The organism is Pleomorphomonas oryzae DSM 16300, assembly GCF_000422965.1.
GTDB lineage: Bacteria > Pseudomonadota > Alphaproteobacteria > Rhizobiales > Pleomorphomonadaceae > Pleomorphomonas > Pleomorphomonas oryzae.
On sequence record NZ_AUHB01000003.1, the window covers coordinates 401,550 to 418,184 of the forward strand.

Consider the following 16,635-nt stretch of genomic DNA (forward strand, 5'->3'; position numbering starts at 1 on the left):
CGGGCGACAAGGCACGCCGCTGGAGATCGCGAAACACCAAGCGTTCTCACGAGTGCTCGCGAGGCCACCTGCGACAAGTGGCTCCTATTACTCTGCCTGTACGGCAAGCCTTTCGGCGGCCGCAAGCGCTTCTGCTTCCCGACGCGGCAGAAGGCCTGCCATCCGCTGCTGATATGCGGCGACAATCTCTGCCGGAGCGCTGTCCGGAAGTCCTGCGTTGAAGGGTGGCGCGGGAGCGTATTCCAGTCCGAGTTGGATCATCTGGGCTGCATTAGCGCCGGCGATCTCGGCCAGCACGGTCAGCGCAAAATCGATGCCGGCGGTCACACCTCCGCCGGTAATGACATTTCCATCGCGCACGACGCGTCTCTCATCGATGATGGCGCCAAACTGCGGCAGCAGATGCCGCCACGCCCAATGACAAGCCGATCGACGCCCTGCGAGCAAGCCGGCCGCTCCCAGAATGAGCGAGCCAGTGCAGACCGAGGTGACATAACGCGCACCTAAAGCCAGACGCCGGATCTCTCCGACAAAGGCAGCATCCAGGGCGACCGTGGTGGCATTTCCGCCTCCTGGCACGCAGATCATGTCACAGGCTGCAATGTCGGCCAGGCGATGGGTCCCCGCGAAGGTCAGCCCCTCGCTCATCACATCGCCACCGGCACCGCTCGCAACGATGAGCTCGCTCCCCGGCAAGCGCGCGAAAAATTGATATGGCCCGGTGAAATCGAGTTGGGTCATACCGGAGTAGATGGCAAAGACGATGCGGAATGGTTGCTCGGTCATGGACCGCCCTCCTTTTTGCTTGCTCCATCATGCCCAAGCGAGCAACCTGACCAAATGACATTGATCCCTCGTTTTCAGCCATGACCAAGACCGTCGGCATCTTCCTTTATGCGGATTTCCAGCTTCTGGATGCGACGGGGCCAATCACGGCATTCGAGATTGCCGGCCGGATAAGGCCCGAGAGCTATCGGCTTGCGATCCTGTCGATCCCGGGCGGACCAGTCAGGAGCTCTTCCGGCGTTTCGATCAACAGCATTGCCGTAGCCGACGCAACGTCCATCGATACCCTGCTCGTATCCGGTGGCAATGGCAGTCGAGACGCCATGCAATGCCCGCGCAGCATTGCTTACTTGCAGGCTTGCGCAAGCGAAACCAGGCGGCTGTGTAGCGTCTGCTCAGGTGCTTTCATCCTCGCCGCGGCGGGGCTGCTCGATGGCAAGCGCGTGACAACGCACTGGCGGAGGGCCGAACAGCTCCAGCAGATTTTTCCGGCGTTGCGAGTAGAGGCCGATCGCATTCACATTCGCGATGGAAATGTCTGGACCTCGGCGGGGATCAGCGCCGGTATTGACTTGGCCTTGGCGTTGATCGCCGATGACCTCGGCGAAAAAGTCGCTCGGCAGGTTGCGCGGGAAATGGTGGTCTATTACCGCCGACCCGGCGGCCAGTCACAGTTTTCGGCACTTGCAGACCTCGGCGGTGACGCCACGGTCTTTTCGCCCCTGTTCGAGTGGATGCGCGCCAATCTTTCGGAGCGAATGACCATCGAGCAGCTCGCGGAGCGCATGGCCATGAGTCCTCGCAACTTCTCCCGCGCGTTCCAGAGGGTCGTCGGTATCAGTCCCGCCAAGGCCGTCGAGCGCCTTCGGCTGGAAGCTGCCCGCGAGCGCGTGGAAAGCTCGCGCGAACCCATCGAACAAATCGCGATGGTCACGGGATTCCGCGATCCCGAGCGAATGCGCCGCGCTTTTCTGCGAAACTATGGCCAGCCGCCGCAAGCGCTCAGACGCGCCCTTGCCTGACGCTCAAAGCTCTTGGCACCTATCAAGCTAATGTTTTGTCAAGAAAGAAGAATTTGGCGGACGGAGTGAGATTCGAACTCACGGAGGGCTTGCACCCTCGGCGGTTTTCAAGACCGCTGCCTTAAACCACTCGGCCATCCGTCCTGCGCTTGCTTGCGCGGCGCGCAACATGTCGATTTTTGATCGTCTTGGCAAGGGATTCGGCGTCGGTTCGATACTTACTCGTGCGAGCGAAGGAGCCTTGCCTTTTCGCGGTTCCAATCGCGCTCCTTGGTCGCCTGCCGCTTGTCATGCAGCTTCTTGCCTTCGGCCACGGATATCTCGCACTTGGCCATGCCGCGCTCGTTGAAATAGAGGCGAAGCGGCACGATGGTCATGCCCTGCCGCTGGATCGAGGTGATCAGCCGGTCGATCTGCTTACGATGCAACAGGAGTTTGCGCGGCCGCCTCAGTTCGTGATTGAAGCGGTTGCCCTGAAGATATTCGGGAATGTGCGCGTTGTAGAGATAGACCTCGCTGCCGGCGACACCGACATAGGCCTCACCGAGGTTGATGCGGCCGGCACGCAGGCTCTTCACCTCCGTGCCGACCAGCATGATGCCGGCCTCGAGCTTTTCGCCGAGCGCATAGTGATAGCGCGCCGCCCTGTTATCGGCGACGATCTTCTTGTTCGGATCGGCCTTTTTCTTCTTCTGCGCCATCACCTTGCCATCCGTCAGCTCAAAAGGCCGGCGTGCTCGAGCGCTTTGCGCAGCGCCATTTCCGTCGACGGCGCCACCGGCACCAGCGGCAGGCGCAGCTCGTTCTGCATCTTGCCGATCAGCGACAGGGCGTATTTGGCGCCCTGCGGATTCGGCTCGATGAACAGCGCATGGTGCAGCGGATAGAGCTTATCCTGGATCGACAAGGCTTTTCCGAAATCGCCCGCCAGACAGGCATTCTGGAACTCGGCGCAAAGCCGCGGCGCGATGTTGGCCGTCACCGAAATGCAGCCATGGCCGCCATGGGCCATGAAGGCCAGCGCCGTTCCATCCTCGCCCGAAAGCTGGATGAAGCCGGGCCCCATCGCCTGCCGCTGGGCGGACACCCGCTCGAGCTTGGCCGTCGCATCCTTGACGCCGACGATGTTCCTAAGCTCGTTGAGCCGGGCCATCGTCTCCACCGACATGTCGATCACCGACCGGCCGGGAATGTTGTAGATGAAGATCGGCAGGCCGACGGCGTCGTTGATCGCCTTGAAGTGCCGGTAAAGGCCCTCCTGGTTCGGCTTGTTGTAATAGGGCGTGACCACGAGAAGCGCGTTCGCCCCGGCCTTTTCGGCGAACTGGGCGAGATCGATAGCCTCGGCCGTGTTGTTCGAGCCGGCGCCGGCGATCACCGGCACGCGGCCGGCCGTCACCTTGATGCAGGCCTCGACCACCCGTTTGTGCTCGTCATGGCTGAGCGTCGGGCTTTCGCCCGTGGTTCCTACCGGAACCAGGCCATGGCTGCCTTCCGTGACCTGCCAGTCGACGAAAGCCTCGAAGGCCTTCCAGTCGATGGCGCCGTCGCGGAAAGGCGTGACAAGCGCGGTGATCGATCCCTTGAACATGATCCCTCTTCATGATGGACTGGGCAGGGTACGAAAGTGCACCCCGATCCGCAGCCGGCGGACAATAAGGCGAGGATGGGCGAAGGACAACAGCTCCGCCCGCCATTGTGGAAATTTGCCACAAAGGCGTGTCACAAATTCAGTTCACCCTCCCCTCCGTCGGCGGCGTCAAGGTTTCCTCAACAAAATGGCGACATCTTGAAGTTAATTTTCAATTGATGAGGGTTGCCATGCTGAAGACGCCTTCGCTCGTTGCCGCACTGCTGATCGCCCTGCCGGCCATGTTGTCGGAGTCGTCGCCGATCCTTGCCGCGCCGATCGCCGATATCACAGGTGCTCTGCCGAGCCTGTCGCAAAACAGTATCGAAGGGCTGCGCTCGGCCCTCGACGCGCTCGATTCGAGAAACCTCTCCGGGGCCCTGTCCATCGCCGCCAATCTCTCGGAGCTCGACCGCGACATCGTCATCTGGATGGCCATTCGACGCGGCACCGAAGGGCTGACGCCGGCGACCATTACCGATTTCGCGCGTCGCCGGCCCGATTGGCCGTCGGTGGAGCTGATGCGCCGGCGAGCCGAACAGGCTCTCTCCGACATGAACCTCAGCCCGACTGACGAGATCGCCGCCTATGCCGGCTCGGCGCCCATCACCGATAAAGGTACCAAATCGCTGGCCCGCGCGCTGATCGCCGCCGGCCGCAACTCCGATGCCTCGGCGCTCCTCGGTGCCTGGTGGGCGCGGGAGCCGCTGTCGCCGGCCGAAGACAAGGCGGTCATTGCCGAGTTCGGCAAGGTATTGACCCGCCTTCAGCACAAGGCGCGCTACGACATGCTGATGTATGCCGATCGCGTCACCCAGGCGGCGGCGCTCACGCCCTACTTGCCGGATGGCTATGCCGCGCTCGCCACGGCTCGCGCGGCCGTGCTGCGCGGTGGCTCCGACGCCAGCCGCAAACTCGACGCAGTGCCGAAATTAGCTCGCAAAGACCCGCTCTACGCCTTCACGCTGGCCGAATGGCACCGCCGCGCCGATCGCCCCGAGGAAGCGGCTAAGGCCATTCTATCGGTGGAAGCCAAATCGACCGCGCGGAACGGCGACGCGTGGTGGGTGGAGCGTCGCATCGTCTCGCGCGACCTCGTGGAAAAGAACAGTCTCCGCCTCGCCTATAAGGTGGTGGCCAGTCAAGCGGGCGGCAGCGAGACGACGCTGCAGGAAGCTCACTTCCATGCCGGCTGGTATGCCCTGCGCTTCCTGAAGGATCCGGAGGTGGCGCTGCGCCATTTCGGCGAGCTTGAAAAGGTATCGCAAAAGCCGATTTCCCGCGCCCGCGCCAACTATTGGATTGCTCGCGCCGAGGAGGCGGCTGGCCGGGCCACCAATGCCCGCAACCGTTACAGCCGTGCCGCCGACGATGAGTTCACCTTCTACGGCCAGCTGTCGCGGGTGAAGCTTGGCCTCCCCAGCCTCGGCCTGCCGCCGGCACCGAAGCCCACCGACGCCGATCGCGCCGCTTTCGCACGCGCCGATCTCGCCCGCGTGCTGGTGCAGTTGCTGAGGGCCGACAGGGAGAGCGACGCCAACCTGCTTTATCTCGAACTGGCCAAGACGCTACCCACCGGTGGCCAGGTGGCGTTGCTGGCCGGCTTCGCCGAGAGCCAAGGCGACCACCGGCTCGCCCTGCAGATCGGCAAACTCGCGGCGGACCGCGGGCTCGGCGCCGAACGCCTCGCCTTCCCGCTCGACGCCATTCCCGAAAGCGCTCGCCATCAGAAACTGGTGGAGACGGCGATGGTCTACGGCATCGCCCGCCAGGAAAGCGCCTTCGATCCGCAGGCCCGCTCGGCGGCAGGCGCCCTCGGCCTTCTCCAACTGATCCCGACGACGGCTGCCAACACGGCAAAGGCCATTGGCGTCAAATTCTCCAAGGATCGCCTCACCAGCGACCCCGGCTACAACGCTACGCTCGGTGCCGCGCATCTGCGCGAACTGCTGGATGAATTCGGTGGTTCCTACATCCTGACCTTTGCCGCCTATAATGCTGGCAAGAGCCGCGTCAGGGAATGGGTGCAGCGTTTCGGCGACCCACGCAATCCCAGCGTCGATCCCGTCGATTGGATCGAAAGCATCCCCTACGGCGAGACGCGCAACTATGTGCAGCGGGTTTTGGAGAACATCCAGGTCTACCGCGAACGTCTCGATGGCGCCCATCTTGCCATCGTGGAGGACCTCCGGCGCGGCAATTAAGCCGCGCCAAGGCCTGCGCTGGAGCTTACTCTTCCTCGCCGCCGCCAGAATCGTCACCGCCGGAATCATCGCCACCGGAGCTATCGTCCCCGCCACTGGACTCTTCCTCAACTGCAGAGTCGTCCTGGGCAGGTTCCTCAATGTTCTGATCGCCACCGGCGTCGTCGCTGCTGGAAGCCCCTTCGGCACCGGAGGTGTCCTCATCACTGGTAGCACCGGCGTCACCAGAGGCACCCTCGTCGCTGGAAGCGCCTTCGTTATTCGAGGCGCAGTCGGCCGGTGGATTATCACCGGCGCATGCGTCACCGCTCTCGTCGGATTGGCCTGCGTTCTCATCCGACCCGCCATTATCGTCCGGCGCTGCCTCCTCCTGACGCTGTTCGGCAGGATTAGCTTCGTCCTGGGCGGCACCTTCGTCTGAAGAAGTGGCAAAACAGTCTTGCGGCGGATTGTCCCCGGCACAGGCATCGTCATTGGCAGGCACTTCGCTCGCCCCTTGCCCGCTGTCGTCCTGCTGACTGGAGGCGCTATCGTCCGTCTGCGGCGCTGCATCGGCATCGGCGGGTTGGTCATCTCCGGTATCAGGCGCTGCAGCATCGGGCTCGGGCGCCTGCGTTGCCGCCGACTCTTCGGCGTCGATCTTTGTCTCGACACTGTCGAGCGTCTGCCGTTCTTCTGACGATTGATAGAGGTTCTCCACCTCGGCGCCAACACTGACGCCTGAAGTCTCGACCTCGGTTTGAGCAGCCGTAAATTCCTGCTCAGTCAACCCAAACTCATAGCTCTCGGAAACCTCCACGGTCTCTTCATACGAGGACCATGAATACTCCTCATAGTAGGAAACAGACTCACTGTAGAAATATTCCGTCTCCGAGGAAATACTCTGCCAGGATTCACGGTAGTCGACGGCATAGGCCGGTTCATAGGCAGAGTAATATTCGTAGGCGCCAGCATAATAACCATAGACCTCAGCCATCAGCATGGATGCATACCACAGCTGATCGGCTTGGCGGCTCGCCGCGTCAGCTTCCTTGAGAAGCAGCAGCAGGTGAGCCCGCTGAGCCGCAGCGCGCCGGTCATCCTTCTGGCTCGCACCGCGCCGCATCAACGCATGGCGCATATGGCTGATCTTGCGAGCACTTATCGCAGCCTGCCGATCCGATTTGCGCGGCGCGTTGACAGTAACGACCTTGAGATAGCTCTTCCAAAGGACGTTAAGAGACTTAAGCGAGTCGGCGATTTTGGGGTCTCGAATTCCCGAGAGCTGGTACGCACTATTCAGCTTGGCAAGTGCCGTCGCCACTTTCGGCAGAGCGGTACCCATCTTGCGATTGTCGTGCGCCTTACTGGCCAGTCCGACATCACGGTAGGCATTGGCTACATCGATCAATCCCTTCAGGAACGGCACGGACCGGCCGCGGGCGTCCTTGGACAGGGCCGTATAGCTCTTGGCGATGACTGTAACGGCAACACCTTGCCTGTCCAGCATCTGCGCCGCGGTGAGCTTCACCGGCGCGTTCTGAACAACAGCGGCGGCTTGAGCGGCATATGAAACGATGAATGGTCCACCGGCCACAATGGCGGTAGATAGCACTAGAATCCTCACAAGACGCGCTGACATAATCCCCCCATACCGATGAAAGCCGACTCGATTGTCGGTCTCCTCGACGGGCCGTGGTCCCCACGACCCATCGGTTCCCCGTTGCTGCGACGAAATCTTGCGGACGGAAGGTGGTCAAGGCGCTAGAATCGATTCATCTATATTCGTGACGCGCCAAGTTGCGACTTATGGCGGCCGAATGACCAAAATAGCACACATTGTTAAATGAGTGGCAGTTTATCAAGTTTTACCGAGCGATAGGCCGGCGCGACTCCTGCGGACTGACCATGGCTAATCTGTCATCAGGATGGGCGCGCGTTTTTGCCGCCGGACGGGAGACAGTGAAAAGGAAGAGCCGACTTACCCAGGCATCGGTTTATAATTGCCGCCGCCATGTCCCGCTGACCGCTTGAAGTGGGATTCGCCGGCAAAGTCTCACTCGTGACCTTACGAGGGTATGAAAAGCTGTTCTGGCAAGGGGAACCTAAAGGAAATTATCAAGGAAAATCAGGAGGATTCTGCCATTTTTCCTCGTCGTGAATTCCTGCCCGACAAAAAGTCGAAAAAGGTCGCTTGACTTCGCCAGAGGCATCCCCTAATTCACCGCTCACCAACACGGAACGCGGCGCTGCCGACAAGACAGCGAGCGATACGATACGGCCCAGCGGGGGTGTAGCTCAGTTGGTTAGAGTGCCGGCCTGTCACGCCGGAGGTCGCGGGTTCGAGCCCCGTCACTCCCGCCACTTCTTCCGAAAGCAAAATTGAAACAGCGCTTTGCGCGCTTTGTTTAATCCGCGCTTTAAATCTTTTTTGCTCGTTTTGAACATGAATCTCTTTCGAGCGTTCTGCCTTCGCATCGCAAATTGCGTGGGGTTTCCAATGGCGGAACAGTCGAATCTCGTCCTGTCAGAATCTCAAGCGCCTACCTCGCCGCTCAGAAGGTTGTCCGCGATGGGCAGGCAGCCATATCCGACGAGGAGGCGCGGCTCTGGCGGGAAGAGGCCTTGCCGAAACTCGGCAACGGATTTGCAGCCTGAGCTCTGCTCAGCGAGCGCCATTCAGGATGGCGTGGGTCGGCAGCACCTCTATTCCGCCGGGCGCAATCAAACCACGCCAGACCCAGTTATGGTGTTCGATGACCGCCTTGGCCGAAAGGTGTGGCCGATCGGATAGCGTATGCGCGTCGGCAACCGGCACCACGGCTCTTCCGGAACAGACCGCCCGGCGTACCGTTGCGTCGACGCAGAAGTCGGTTGCCCATCCGGTGATGAACAGCCGATCGCACCCGAAGTCGGCGAGGATGTCTGACAGGGACGTTTCGTGAAAAGAATCGTTCAGCGTCTTGGCGACCACCATGTCGTCGGGCGCTCGCCTGAGTTCCGGCAGAAATCGCCAACCGGGAGTGCCCGGTTCGAACGTATCGCCCGCGCCTCCGGCATGCTGGATAAAGATCACCCGGCCGCCGCGCTTCCGGATTGCAACACCGAGAGCATTGATGCGTCCGACGACACCGAGAAGGTCGTATTTCGCCGCGCCTTCCCTCAAGCCAACCTGCATGTCGACGACCAGCATCACGTCCATATCTGCCCTCCCCGGCGCTCTTTTCTCCCAAGAAGGCCAGCCAAGCATGGCGTGGCAGGCTTGACCATTCGGGCAAATCCCTGTGCGGTGCCCCAATTTCCAGCAATTGACGTTGATGGTCGCCAACCTGCGGATGGTGCAGACAGGCTATCCTTCCTGTCGACCTGAACTTGCGTTCTTGCCATATCGAGGCGAGCCCAAGGCCGTCATGGCCAGGCAGGCAGGAATTGGGGCACGCGGCCCGTTTTCGCTTGCTGTAGGTGCCCCTTTCCTGTATGAGCCGCCCATCGTTCACAGTGGACGATGCCCGGCTGGGGGCTGAACGGAAGGTGGCTGCGTCGCAAGGCAAGGCTTCTGATCCCGAATAGGATCGTCTTCCCGTGTCTCCGCTCTCGATCTCGTATCTGTGGAGCCTTTCGGAGGGTTCGCAGAGGCTTGGCGCCGGGTGGTCAATGGAACCGAGAAAGGCTGTACCGACATGGCGCTCTACGAGCACGTGTTCCTGGTCCGCCAGGACGTCTCCGCCCAGCAGGTGGAAGCGATCGCTGACCAGTACAAGGCCGTCATTGAAAGTAATGGCGGCGCGGTGAAGAAGGTAGAGAACTGGGGCCTGCGCGCCCTTGCCTACCGCGTCAAGAAGAACCGCAAGGCCCACTACGTCCTGTTCAATCTCGATGCGCCGCATGCGGCCGTCGCTGAAATGGAACGTCAGCAGAGCCTCAGCGAAGACATTCTCCGCATCATGACCATTCGCGTCGACGAGCTCGAGGAAGGCCCTTCGGCCATGCTTCAGAAGCGCGACCGCGATGACCGTGATGGCGCGCCCGCCGGCCGTGGCGATCGTGGCGGCTTCCGCGGTGGCGATCGTGGTGGCCCGCGTCGTGATCGCGCGCCCCGTCGTGATGAAGCTGGGGATATGGAATAATCATGGAAATCACCTCTCTCCCCGCCGCCCGTCGTCCGTTCTTCCGTCGTCGGAAGACCTGCCCGTTCTCCGGCGCCAACGCCCCGAAGATCGACTACAAGGACGTGCGTCTGCTGCAGCGCTATATTTCCGAGCGCGGCAAGATCGTTCCCTCCCGCATCACCGCGGTGTCGGCCAAGAAGCAGCGCGAGCTCGCCCAGGCGATCAAGCGTGCCCGCATCCTCGGCCTGCTGCCGTTCATCATCAAGTGATGACGGGCGCCTGACGGCGCATTGAAACAACCGGCGCCGCGATCATGGTCGCGGCGCCGTTCCTGCAAAGTTGGGATGCGGCCTTTCCGGCTCGGCACCCCTAACCGCCCGGCGGCATTGGCCGTCGATCACAGCATCGGTCGCCTCTATCGGTGATCGCGCGGGACAGCGAGAGTAACGTGAACGGACTTCTTCTAGGCATCGCCGCAGGTGCCGCCTCTGCCCTGCTTTTTGCAGCCGTCACGAGTGGCGGTGCTCTTGGCACGCCGCTGTTCTTCGTATCCGCGCTTCCCATCGCCATTGTCACCATCGGCTGGGGCACGCTTGCCGGCATCGCTGCCGTGCTTGCGGGTATCGTTGGCCTGTGGGTCTTTGTGTCCTGGAAGGCGGCGCTGCTGCATGCCCTGGTGATCGCCGGTCCCATGGCCTTCTACGGCTATCTTGTCGGCCTTGGCCGGCCGCTCGATGCCGAGGGAAAGAGCTTCGAGTGGTATCCGCTGGGCCGCGTATTCACGGCCATGGTGCTACTGACCGCCGCCACCATCGTCGCCGTCGGCATGATTATCGGGTTCGATGTTGAGGCGATGGCCAGTGAGGTCGCCGACATGCTGGTCTCGATGGGGCAGACCTCCGGTGAGCTCGGCACGCCGGCGCGCGAAGAGCTGTTGCCGGCCCTGCTCATTTACATGCGCTTGATGCCCTTCGCGCTCGCCATGTTCTGGCTGGCCCTGACGGCCTTCAATCTCTGGCTGGGCGGCCGTGTCGTCCGCCTGTCCGGACGGCTCAAGCGTGGTGAAGACGCCATTGCCGAAACGCTTTCGCTGCCGCTGTGGATGGCCGGCGTGTTCGTGGGCGCGGCCCTGCTTGCCAGCCTCGACGGTCCGCTCGGCCTTATCGCCGGCGTCGTCGCGGGCGCGGCGGGCATGGGCTTTGCCTTGGTTGGATTTGCCGTCCTCCATGTCTTCGTGCGTGGCAATCCGGCCGCGCCGCTGATCCTCGGCGTCACCTACGGCGCCACGTTCGTCCTCTCCCTCCCGCTCATTCCGCTGGCCATTGCCGGCATTCTCGACGGTCCGCTCGGCCTCAGGGCCAAGCGACTTGAAAAACGACCGGGCGCCTGACAGCCCCGATCACCTAACCGGCGGCAACGCCAAAACAGACAGACTGGAGTATAGAAAATGAAGGTCATCCTTCTCGAGCGTATCGGCAAGCACGGCACCCTCGGCGAGACCATCAAGGTCCGCGACGGCTTCGCCCGTAACTTCCTGCTGCCGCAGGGCAAGGCGCTGCGCGCCACCAAGGAGAACCAGGCCAAGTTCGACCGCGAGCGCGCCGCCCTTGAGGTCCGCAACGCCGAGCGCAAGTCGTCGGCCGAGCAGATCAAGGTCGGTCTCGATCAGCGCTCCTTCATCGTCGTCCGTCAGGCTGCCGAGACCGGCCAGCTCTACGGCTCCGTCGCCGCTCGCGATATCGTCGACATCCTGGCCGCCGCCGGCGAGACCATCACCCGCTCGCAGGTGAACATCAACGCGCCGATCAAGAATCTCGGCGTCCACAATGTCGAAATCATCCTGCACGCCGACGTGCACGCCACCATCACCCTCAACATCGCCCGCTCCGAGGAAGAAGCTCAGCGTCAGGCCAAGGGCGAGGACGTCACCGCCAACGCCCGCGAAGACACCTTCGTCCGCGAAGTCAGCTCGGTGCTTGAGGACGAGGGCATGGACCGCGAAGAGCTCTGAGCCGGCTTCGGTTCTGAGACCAACGCAATAGATCGACCCCGGGGGCCAAAACCCCGGGGTTTTTCTTGTCAAAACAATAAGCTGCCGATTCCTCGAAGGCAGAGTCACCTGACGGTCAGAGTCAATAAGCGTTATCGAGAAATTCGACTCCTGTGTGGATTGCGGGAGTCCGAGATAACTGCCGCTCCCTGTCATCGGGTGGCTTGATACTGTCCCGTCTTCATCCGTCATCAGGAACACGTCCGCCCCATGTCCACCATCCGCCGCGTCGAAGATCAGGCTACCGCGCTCACCCGCAGCGCGCCGCATAATGTCGAGGCGGAGCGGCAGTTGCTTGGCGCCATGCTGATGAACAACGAGACGTTCTTTCGCGTCTCCGACTTCCTCGAGCCCCCGCATTTCTTCATCGAGCAGCACAAGGCGATCTACGAGAAGATCGGTCAGCTCATTCGTGGCGGCAAGGTCGCCTCGCCGATCACACTGAAGACCTTCTATCCGGCCGACTACCAGATCGCCGAGATGCCGGTGACGCAGTATCTGCTGCGCCTCGCTTCCGAGGCGACCACCATCATCAACGCCGAAGACTACGGCCGCATCATCCACGACCTCGCCGTCCGCCGCGACCTGATCCGCATCGGCGAGGACATGGTCAACATCGCCTATGACGCGCCGATCGACATGCCACCGCGCGCCCAGATCGAAGATGCCGAGCGGCGGCTGTTCGGCATCGCCGAGAGCGGACGCTACGAAGGAGGCTTCCACACCTTTTCCGATGCGTTGCGCGAAGCGATCGACATGGCGGCGGCCGCCTATCAGCGCGACGGTCATCTCTCGGGCATTGCCACCGGCCTCAACGATCTCGACCGGACCATGGGTGGCTTGCAGCGCTCCGACTTGATCATCCTCGCTGCCCGTCCGGCCATGGGCAAGACGTCGCTCGTCACCAACATCGCCTTCAACGTTGCTAACGCTTATGAAGCGGCCGAACAGCCGGATGGTTCGCTGAAAACGGTGAACGGGGGTATCGTTGGCTTCTTCAGCCTGGAAATGTCGTCCGAGCAGTTGGCGACGCGTATTCTCGCCGAGCAGTCGGAAGTGTCGTCCTCCGATATCCGCCGCGGCAATATCGACGAGAACCAGTTCGCCAAGCTCGCCGCCGTCGCCCAACGCATGCAGACGCTGCCGCTCTACATCGACCACACCGGCGGCATCTCCATCGCCCAGCTTGCGGCGCGTGCCCGCCGCCTGAAGCGCCAGCGTGGGCTCGATGTGGTCATTGTCGACTATCTTCAGCTGCTATCGGGCTCGTCCAAGTCCGCGCAGGGTGGCCGTGTGCAGGAAATCACCGAGATCACCACCGGCCTCAAGGCGTTGGCCAAGGAGCTGGCGGTACCGATCATCGCCCTCTCCCAGCTGTCGCGTCAGGTGGAAAGCCGCGACGACAAGCGGCCGCAGCTGTCCGACCTGCGCGAATCCGGCTCGATCGAGCAGGACGCCGACGTCGTGATGTTCATCTACCGCGACGAATATTACATGCAATCGCGCATGCCCAAGGAAGGCACCGAAGACTTCTTCAAGTGGCAGACCGAGATGGACCGCGTCACCGGCAAGGCCGAGGTGATTATCGGCAAGCAGCGCCATGGCCCAACCGGCACCGTGCAGCTCGCCTTCGACGCCTCGGTCACCCGCTTCTCGGATCTGGCCAAGGAAGACTATCTGCCCGAACGTTTCGAGTAATGCTTCAACCACAAGAAGCCGAAAGGCCCCGGCAGCATGAAGCGCCGGAGCCTTTTCCGTTCGAACCGCGTGCAGCTTACTTCGCGGCCAGGAAATCGCCCACTTCCAGCAGCACGAACTCATCGTCATCGGCCTTGTCGACGGCACGACCGGCCGAGAACGGCAGGTTGTTGTCGTTGCCGACCACGATATGCGTGGCATCGACCACGTCGACATTTTCGATGGTGACGAAAGGCATGGTGTAGACGCCATTCACCGTGCCCTGCTTGGCCTTGCCTTGGGTATCGGCGACGTTCAGGAGGTCAATGTAGCCGACCTTACGCACCGCCTTGCCGACATTGTCGTCGCCGAAAGCGATCTTGTAGATGCGCTTATGCTTGGCCGGCTTGTCGAAACAGGTCGGTTCGGGCTTCGCCGGATCGGCGCAGGCCTTGTCGGCAAGACCGGCGCCGCCGTCGCGTTCGATCACCAGCGCCGTGCTGTCGTCGATCATATTGAAATCGCCGATGTTGGTGCCGGTGCCCGAGAAGGGATAGAGCCACGAACGGCCGGTCCAGGCCTTCTTGGCCACATCGAACTCGACGATGCGGATGGCGGTCGCACCGTCGACCTGCTCGAACTTGCCATCGCCGAGGTAGAGCGGGCCTTCCAACAGCCCGTAGAGCTTGCTGCCGTCCTTCGACTGGGCCAACCCCTCGAAGCCGTTGGAGCGGCGGAGATTGAAGGCCGGCAACGGCTTGCTCGGATCGGCTGGCAGGCTCAGCGTCGGATTGTCCGGCGACAGCACCGGCTTACCACCGACGAGCGTCGGCACGACATCGGTCAGCTTGCCGTCGGCGGTGACGTGAAGGAGATAGGGACCGAGCTCCTCGCCGAGCCAAAAACCGTCGGCAACCGGTTGGATCGACTCGATGTCGAAGTCGGCACCGGTGAGGTAGCGCTTGTCCGCGCCTTCCATGACGATGGGGAACGGCGCCACTTTGTCCGGATCGCTGAGGAAGACCGTATCAAGACGATCCACCTTACCAGCCGGCCAGTCGAACTTGACATGATGCAGCATCAGCATGGCGTCGGTGGAGTTGGCCTTGCTGCCGAAGCCGTTGTCGCTGAGCGTCCAGAAGGTGCCGTCCGTCATCGTCTTGATACCGGAAAAACCCTGTACCGCCTGGCCATCGAATGGCAGGCCAAGGCCGGTCTTGCGGACGCCATCGAGGCCCGGCACCGAACCTAGAACGGTGGCCCGCTTGCGATCCGGCGTGGTGAACTTGCCGGCCTGCTTCAGAAAATCCGGTGCGTCGGCCGGTGCGGCGATGATCGTATTGGCCGGCAGAATGGCCTGTGAAACCAGCGTTGCCTTGAAAGCCGTTTCATCGGCAAACGCCAAGGCAGAGGAAAAGACGAGGGCAACGGACGCCATGAGCAAGGTCTTCATCGGACTCACCTGAAATGAAATGGAGAAAGCCCGATCTTGGTAAGAAGCTCCGGTGTCAGTGAGTTGACACCTCCATGACGCTTCGGTGATCTACGTAAAGGCCAGCGAAAACAAACGCCCCGGCAAAGCAAATTGCCGGGGCGATGATTGCATCGAGTGCGCTGCAATCGCAGCGTTGCCGCGATGAGACGGCTCAGTTTTTCTTGGTCTCTTCCAGGAAGAAGCGGCCGAGCGGATTCTGGTCGAAATTCTCGATGTTGGCGCGGGTCACATTGATATAGGGGCTGTAGTAGAGATCGATCCAGTTGACGTCGTCCTTGGCCATCTTCTGCAGATCGATATACATCTGCTCACGCTTCTTGGGATCCATCTCGACACGCGCCGCCGCGACCAGATCCTTGACAGGCTGGCTCTTGTAACGGGTCATGTAGTTCATGTTGCTGTCGTCGCCGAGCACGAAGGTGGTCTTCTGGTCGGGGTCCAGAATATCGTTGGTCCAGTACATGACGGACAGATCGTAGGATCCATCGATCAGCATGTTCCAGCTCTGGCTGGGATCCACTTTTTGCAGATCGAGCGTGACACCGGCCTTGGCCAGCATCTGCTGCATCAGAACGGCGATCTGTTCGTCGGCCTCATTGCCGGCGTTGACGACGTAGTTCAGCTTCAGGTCCGAAGCGCCCGCCGCGGCCAGCATCGCCTTGGCCTTTTCCGGATCATAGGGACGCTGAAGATTGTCGGCGTAGTGATAGAGGGCACCCTTCGGAATATAGGAATAGGCGACCTCGCCAATGCCGAAGGTCACCGCGTCGACGATCGCCTTTTTGTCGATCGCCATATCCAGCGCCTGACGCACCTCCTTCTTGCCGAGCAGCCCATGCGAGTGGTTGATCAGCAGGTGGTCTTCGCGGGTCGATGGGTCGGAAACAACCTTGAGGTTGGCGTCCTTCTTCAGTTCGGCGACACGCGAGAACGGAACGAACAGCGCGGTATCGAGCTCGCCGGCCTGAACCTTCAGCATGCGGGTATTGTCGTCGGGAATGGAAATCCATTCGACACCGTCGAGGCTGACGTTGGCAGCATCCCAGTAGTTGGGGTTCTTCTCGAGGATCACGCGATCGCCGCGGCGCCATTCCTTCACCGCGAAGGCACCCGAACCGATCGGCGCTTCGCCAAAGGCTTCCTCGCCCTCCGATTCCAGAACCTTCTTGGGCAGCACGGATACGTTGGGCAGTGCCATCGACGACAGGAACGGTGCCGACGGCGTCTTCAGCTTGACCACCAGCGTCTTCGCATCGGCGGCAGTAGCCGTGTCGACCACCTTGAAACTATCGGCCCACAGCGAGCCGGGATTGTCGCGAATGCGCAGCAGCGAGAAGACGGCATCGTCGGCAGTCACCGCGTCGCCATTGGAGAACTTGGCGTCGCGCAGCTTGAAGGTATAGGTCAGGCCGTCGTCGGAGACGGTCCAGCTTTCGGCAAGGCCGGGGATCAGCTTGGTGCCGGACTTGTCGACGCGTACCAGCACGTCGAACACATTGGAGAACACCCAGTTGTCGACGTTCTGAGCGGTCTTGATGGGGTCGAAGGTCGTGCCATCCTCACGGCGGCCGATGGTCAGAACACCGGCCGCCTCGGCAATCGAGGCTCCGAGGATGAGGGTGGCAAGAACGGTCGCCACGCTGAGTTTGGTCCATTTTGCGGTCATGTCGAGTTCCCTTCTGG

14 protein-coding genes and 2 tRNA genes are annotated in these 16,635 nt (G+C 61.7%); 8 read left to right on the plus strand and 8 right to left on the minus strand.

Going from position 1 to position 16,635, the window contains the following annotated elements; genetic code table 11:
• Positions 1-87: 87 nt before the first annotated feature.
• The gene (locus G522_RS0107295) at positions 88-786 is read right to left on the minus strand and encodes a DJ-1/PfpI family protein (RefSeq protein ID WP_026790473.1); all 699 of its coding nucleotides are present in this window, start codon (positions 784-786) and stop codon (positions 88-90) included.
• A gap of 80 nt (positions 787-866) precedes the next feature.
• Between G522_RS0107295 and G522_RS0107300 the strand changes: the two genes are divergently transcribed.
• Positions 867-1,808 carry a GlxA family transcriptional regulator gene (locus tag G522_RS0107300; protein WP_026790474.1) on the plus strand — a complete coding sequence of 314 codons (942 nt, stop codon included), beginning with the start codon at positions 867-869 and terminating at the stop codon, positions 1,806-1,808.
• A 54-nt stretch (positions 1,809-1,862) separates the two neighbouring features.
• Here the strand turns inward: G522_RS0107300 and G522_RS0107305 are convergent.
• From G522_RS0107305 to dapA, 3 genes are all read right to left on the minus strand, one after another.
• Positions 1,863-1,952: transfer RNA gene (locus G522_RS0107305), tRNA-Ser, on the minus strand.
• A gap of 74 nt (positions 1,953-2,026) precedes the next feature.
• On the minus strand, positions 2,027-2,509 hold the full coding sequence (gene smpB / locus G522_RS0107310; RefSeq protein WP_026790475.1) for an SsrA-binding protein SmpB: 483 nt from the start codon (positions 2,507-2,509) through the stop codon (positions 2,027-2,029).
• Positions 2,510-2,523: 14 nt separating this feature from the next.
• Positions 2,524-3,399 carry a 4-hydroxy-tetrahydrodipicolinate synthase gene (gene dapA, locus G522_RS0107315; RefSeq protein ID WP_026790476.1) on the minus strand — a complete coding sequence of 292 codons (876 nt, stop codon included), beginning with the start codon at positions 3,397-3,399 and terminating at the stop codon, positions 2,524-2,526.
• 230 nt (positions 3,400-3,629) lie between these two features.
• Between dapA and G522_RS0107320 the strand changes: the two genes are divergently transcribed.
• On the plus strand, positions 3,630-5,642 hold the full coding sequence (locus G522_RS0107320) for a lytic transglycosylase domain-containing protein (protein ID WP_051228412.1): 2,013 nt from the start codon (positions 3,630-3,632) through the stop codon (positions 5,640-5,642).
• A gap of 25 nt (positions 5,643-5,667) precedes the next feature.
• Here the strand turns inward: G522_RS0107320 and G522_RS0107325 are convergent, their stop codons facing one another.
• Positions 5,668-7,263 carry a prolipoprotein diacylglyceryl transferase gene (locus tag G522_RS0107325; RefSeq protein ID WP_156886860.1) on the minus strand — a complete coding sequence of 532 codons (1,596 nt, stop codon included), beginning with the start codon at positions 7,261-7,263 and terminating at the stop codon, positions 5,668-5,670.
• Between the two features lie 645 nt (positions 7,264-7,908).
• Between G522_RS0107325 and G522_RS0107330 the strand changes: the two genes are divergently transcribed.
• Positions 7,909-7,985: transfer RNA gene (locus tag G522_RS0107330), tRNA-Asp, on the plus strand.
• Between the two features lie 301 nt (positions 7,986-8,286).
• On the opposite strand, the gene G522_RS0107340 is transcribed toward G522_RS0107330, so the two are convergent.
• The gene (locus G522_RS0107340; RefSeq protein WP_026790479.1) at positions 8,287-8,823 is read right to left on the minus strand and encodes an isochorismatase family protein; all 537 of its coding nucleotides are present in this window, start codon (positions 8,821-8,823) and stop codon (positions 8,287-8,289) included.
• Between the two features lie 478 nt (positions 8,824-9,301).
• Between G522_RS0107340 and rpsF the strand changes: the two genes are divergently transcribed.
• From rpsF to G522_RS0107365, 5 genes are all read left to right on the plus strand, one after another.
• Positions 9,302-9,748: a 30S ribosomal protein S6 gene (gene rpsF / locus G522_RS0107345; protein ID WP_026790480.1), complete on the plus strand. Its 447-nt coding sequence runs from the start codon at positions 9,302-9,304 to the stop codon at positions 9,746-9,748.
• Positions 9,749-9,750: 2 nt separating this feature from the next.
• Positions 9,751-9,999, plus strand: coding sequence for a 30S ribosomal protein S18 (gene rpsR / locus G522_RS0107350; protein WP_084632951.1), 249 nt, complete (start codon positions 9,751-9,753; stop codon positions 9,997-9,999).
• A 179-nt stretch (positions 10,000-10,178) separates the two neighbouring features.
• Positions 10,179-11,120 carry a hypothetical protein gene (locus G522_RS0107355; protein ID WP_026790482.1) on the plus strand — a complete coding sequence of 314 codons (942 nt, stop codon included), beginning with the start codon at positions 10,179-10,181 and terminating at the stop codon, positions 11,118-11,120.
• Between the two features lie 57 nt (positions 11,121-11,177).
• Positions 11,178-11,741: a 50S ribosomal protein L9 gene (rplI, locus tag G522_RS26000; RefSeq protein ID WP_051228413.1), complete on the plus strand. Its 564-nt coding sequence runs from the start codon at positions 11,178-11,180 to the stop codon at positions 11,739-11,741.
• A gap of 249 nt (positions 11,742-11,990) precedes the next feature.
• Positions 11,991-13,478 (plus strand): replicative DNA helicase, encoded by a 1,488-nt coding sequence (locus G522_RS0107365; RefSeq protein WP_026790483.1) that lies wholly within the window; start codon positions 11,991-11,993, stop codon positions 13,476-13,478.
• A gap of 76 nt (positions 13,479-13,554) precedes the next feature.
• On the opposite strand, the gene G522_RS0107370 is transcribed toward G522_RS0107365, so the two are convergent.
• Positions 13,555-14,910 carry an esterase-like activity of phytase family protein gene (locus G522_RS0107370; RefSeq protein WP_026790484.1) on the minus strand — a complete coding sequence of 452 codons (1,356 nt, stop codon included), beginning with the start codon at positions 14,908-14,910 and terminating at the stop codon, positions 13,555-13,557.
• Between the two features lie 193 nt (positions 14,911-15,103).
• Positions 15,104-16,618, minus strand: a complete 1,515-nt coding sequence (locus G522_RS0107375; RefSeq protein WP_026790485.1) for an ABC transporter substrate-binding protein — start codon at positions 16,616-16,618, stop codon at positions 15,104-15,106.
• Positions 16,619-16,635 lie beyond the last annotated feature (17 nt).